A 3,009-nucleotide genomic window follows, 5' to 3' on the forward strand; every position below is an offset into this window, starting at 1 on the left:
GGCGCGGCCGGCCTCAGAGAGGTGCAGGAGGTCGCCGCCGGCGGAGAACGCCCTGCCCTCGGCCTTGACGATCACGACATCGACGCCGTCATCGCGCTCCCAGGCTTCGAGCGCCTTGCCAAGCGCCTTGACCATGGCGTGCGTGACAGCGTTGAGCGCCTGCGGCCGCGTCAGCGTAACGACGCCGGCCCTGCCCAACCGCTCGAAGCGAATTTCGTCGCCTCCGCCAAAATCCATCGTAAGAGAATCCTCCCCCGCGCCTGCGGGATTTGAAGTGCTAAGCGGCGACTGGGCGAACGTCAATTGTCGGGCGCGGGCAGAGATGACTGCGCTCGTTCGAATTGCCACAGGCTGCCTACCACACGAAGGGGATCAAGGCCTTGGTTCGCCTGGCATAAGCAGGAAATTCATTGGGGAACTGCACCGCAAGGAGCCGGTCTTCGGCGCCGACGCGCCAGAGAAAAAGCGAGCCCAACAGGATAAGCAGGAAGATAAAACCGCCGCCCACCACGATCGCTGATCCGATACCTGCGACCATGCCGCCTGTGTACATGGGATGACGCACGTAGCGGTACGGGCCGGAAGTCACAAGTTCATGGTCCTGCTTGGCCGAGACGGTCTGGCTCCAGTTGCGGCCAAGGCTTTGTCGCGCCCATACCAGGAATGCCATGCCAGCAAGGGTGACGACGACACCAATGCCGGCCAAAGCCGGGCCCACGGGCGCGAAGTTGACGAATGCGAACGCCCGCAGATGCGGAAGCAGGAAGGCCACTATCACAGCGAACAGCAAGGCGAAGCTTTGCAGCAAATGCGGCCGTGTATCGCGCTTCACACCCGCCGCTTGAATGGTGAGATAGACGATCAGCAGGATCCAGGCGGCATAGATGAGCCAGATGAAGATCATTGCTCGCTCCTTCGATTGGCCATGCCGGTCCAGCGTGGCGCACGGATGCCCCATGCCGGCGGCCATGCGGCGCAAAGCAACCGACTTGGCCGCTGTTGGCGCCCGGTGCTAGAAGATGGCCACGTTGAACTGGATGGCAAGACATGACCGGGCCTTCTCGTCTCATGGCTGCAACGATCTGCCTGATCGCTCTTTGCCTCATGTCTGGTGCTGCTCTGGCCGCGACGGAAGCGCTCTACCAGTCGCAGACGATCGTCACCGGCACCGGCGAGGTCAACCGGAAGATCGGCTTCAGGGATTGCCTGGACAAAGTGCTTGTGAGGGTCTCGGGCGATCAGCGGCTGCCGGGCAAACCGGAGATGGCGGCGCTGCGCGACAAGGCAGGCGATTTCGTCGAATCCTTCCGCTACCACGACCGGCTGGAAGGCATCCCCGTGCATGACGAGCAAGGCACGCATGACCGGCCGCACGACCTCACCTGCCTCTACAAGCCCGCTGTGATCGACAAGGTGCTGGCCCAGCTTGGCAGCAAGCCTTGGCTCGGCGAGCGACCGACGGTCGCGGTTTTCCTGATGGCCGAGCAAGGCACGCGGCATTTCGCGCTGAGCGCCGATGACGAGCGCGGCGAGGCGATGCGCGAATCCTTCATCAACGCCACGGGGCCGCTGCTGATGCGCATCGCCTTCCCGCCGGGGTCGATGATTTCCGGGATGGACGAGAAGGCGCTGCACACCACCGACATGGCCACGCTCGACGAGCTGGCGAGGAAGGCCGGCGCCGACCAGGCGCTCGCCGGCAGCATCGTATGGAGCGACAAGGACCTGGGCTGGATCGCCGACTGGCGGCTGGCCGATGGCGGCAAGACCTATCGCTGGCAGGTGCGCGGCGTCAGCTTCGACGAGGCGTTCCGTGTCGCCATGCGGGGCGCGGCGCAAGTGCTGTCGGGCAATGGGCAGCCCTGAGAGGTCGGCGCTGCCCCCTTCTCCCCGTCAACGGGGACAAGGAAGGCTGGCACAATCGTGTCGCATTGGTCTGTCGGGAGACCGCGTGTTAAAACCGGTCAAACGAGAGTTGACGCGATGAACAAATTCACCCCCGCAAAGCCTGCCGGCGCGCGCAGCGTCGACGAGATTACCGGCAGCCGGCGGCTCAGGCGCATGCGCAAGGCCGACTGGTCGCGGCGCCTGGTGCAGGAGAACCGTCTTTCGGTCGACGACCTTATCTGGCCGATCTTCGTCGTCGACGGCAAGGATGTGCGCGAGCCGATCGCCGCAATGCCCGGCGTGTTCCGCCTGTCGCTCGACCTCGCGGTCAAGGAGGCCGAGCGTGCGGCCAAGCTCGGCATTCCGGCGATCGCCACTTTTCCCAATGTCGAGCTTTCGCTGCGCGACCAGACCGGCTCGCACATCCTCGACCCGGAAAACATCATCAACCGCGCCACCCGCGCCATCAAGCATGCGGCGCCGGAGATCGGCATCATCACCGACGCCGCGCTCGATCCGTTCACCAGCCATGGCCATGACGGCATCCTGCGCGACGGCATTATCGTCAATGACGAGACGGTTGCGCAGGTGGCGGCGGCAGCCGTCATCCAGGCCGCGGCCGGCGCCGACATCATCGCGCCGTCGGACATGATGGACGGCCGCATCGGCGCCATCCGCGACGCGCTCGACGCCAACGGTTTTCAGGACGTGGCGATCATGTCCTACGCGACGAAGTTCGCCTCCGCCTTCTACGGCCCGTATCGCGAGGCGGTGGGCACGGCCGGCCTGCTCAAGGGTGACAAGAAGACCTACTATCTCGACCACGCCAATTCCGACGAGGCGCTGCGCGAGGCCGAGCAGGACCTCGCCGAAGGGGCCGACATGCTGATGGTGAAGCCCGGCCTGCCCTATCTCGACATCATCCGCCGGCTGAAGGACGAACTGCAAATGCCGACCTTCGCCTACCAGGTGTCGGGCGAATATTCGATGATCAAGGCGGCCGCCGCCAATGGCTGGATCGACGGCGAGAAGGCGATGCTGGAATCGCTGCTTGCGCTGAAACGCGCCGGCTGCGACGGAATCCTCACCTATTTCGCGCCAGAAGTGGCGGCGATGCTGAAG

At 64.6% G+C, this 3,009-nt stretch carries 4 protein-coding genes; 2 read left to right on the forward strand and 2 right to left on the reverse strand.

Going from position 1 to position 3,009, the window contains the following annotated elements; genetic code table 11:
* Positions 1-237: enoyl-CoA hydratase/isomerase family protein (locus EOA33_RS30185; RefSeq protein WP_190234413.1), on the reverse strand; the 237-nt coding region annotated here is incomplete at its 3' end.
* Positions 238-355: 118 nt separating this feature from the next.
* Positions 356-904: an isoprenylcysteine carboxylmethyltransferase family protein gene (locus tag EOA33_RS30190; protein ID WP_189347833.1), complete on the reverse strand. Its 549-nt coding sequence runs from the start codon at positions 902-904 to the stop codon at positions 356-358.
* Positions 905-1,047: 143 nt separating this feature from the next.
* Here EOA33_RS30190 and EOA33_RS30195 point away from each other — a divergent pair, with 143 nt between their 5' ends.
* Entirely contained in the window at positions 1,048-1,866 is an 819-nt protein-coding gene (locus EOA33_RS30195; RefSeq protein WP_126054953.1) for a DUF2066 domain-containing protein, read from the forward strand.
* Positions 1,867-1,983: 117 nt separating this feature from the next.
* A partial coding sequence (gene hemB / locus EOA33_RS30200) for a porphobilinogen synthase (RefSeq protein ID WP_127407308.1) occupies positions 1,984-3,009 on the forward strand: 1,026 nt, incomplete at its 3' end.

The sequence above is a fragment of the Mesorhizobium sp. M4A.F.Ca.ET.050.02.1.1 genome (genome assembly GCF_003997725.1).
Taxonomy (GTDB): Bacteria; Pseudomonadota; Alphaproteobacteria; order Rhizobiales; family Rhizobiaceae; genus Mesorhizobium.

Bases quoted from the DNA above. Each gene is read 5' to 3' on its own strand.
- EOA33_RS30190 (WP_189347833.1), bottom strand. From the start codon at position 904: ATGATCTTCATCTGGCTCATCTATGCCGCCTGGATCCTGCTGATCGTC.
- EOA33_RS30195 (WP_126054953.1), top strand. From the start codon at position 1,048: ATGACCGGGCCTTCTCGTCTCATGGCTGCAACGATCTGCCTGATCGCT.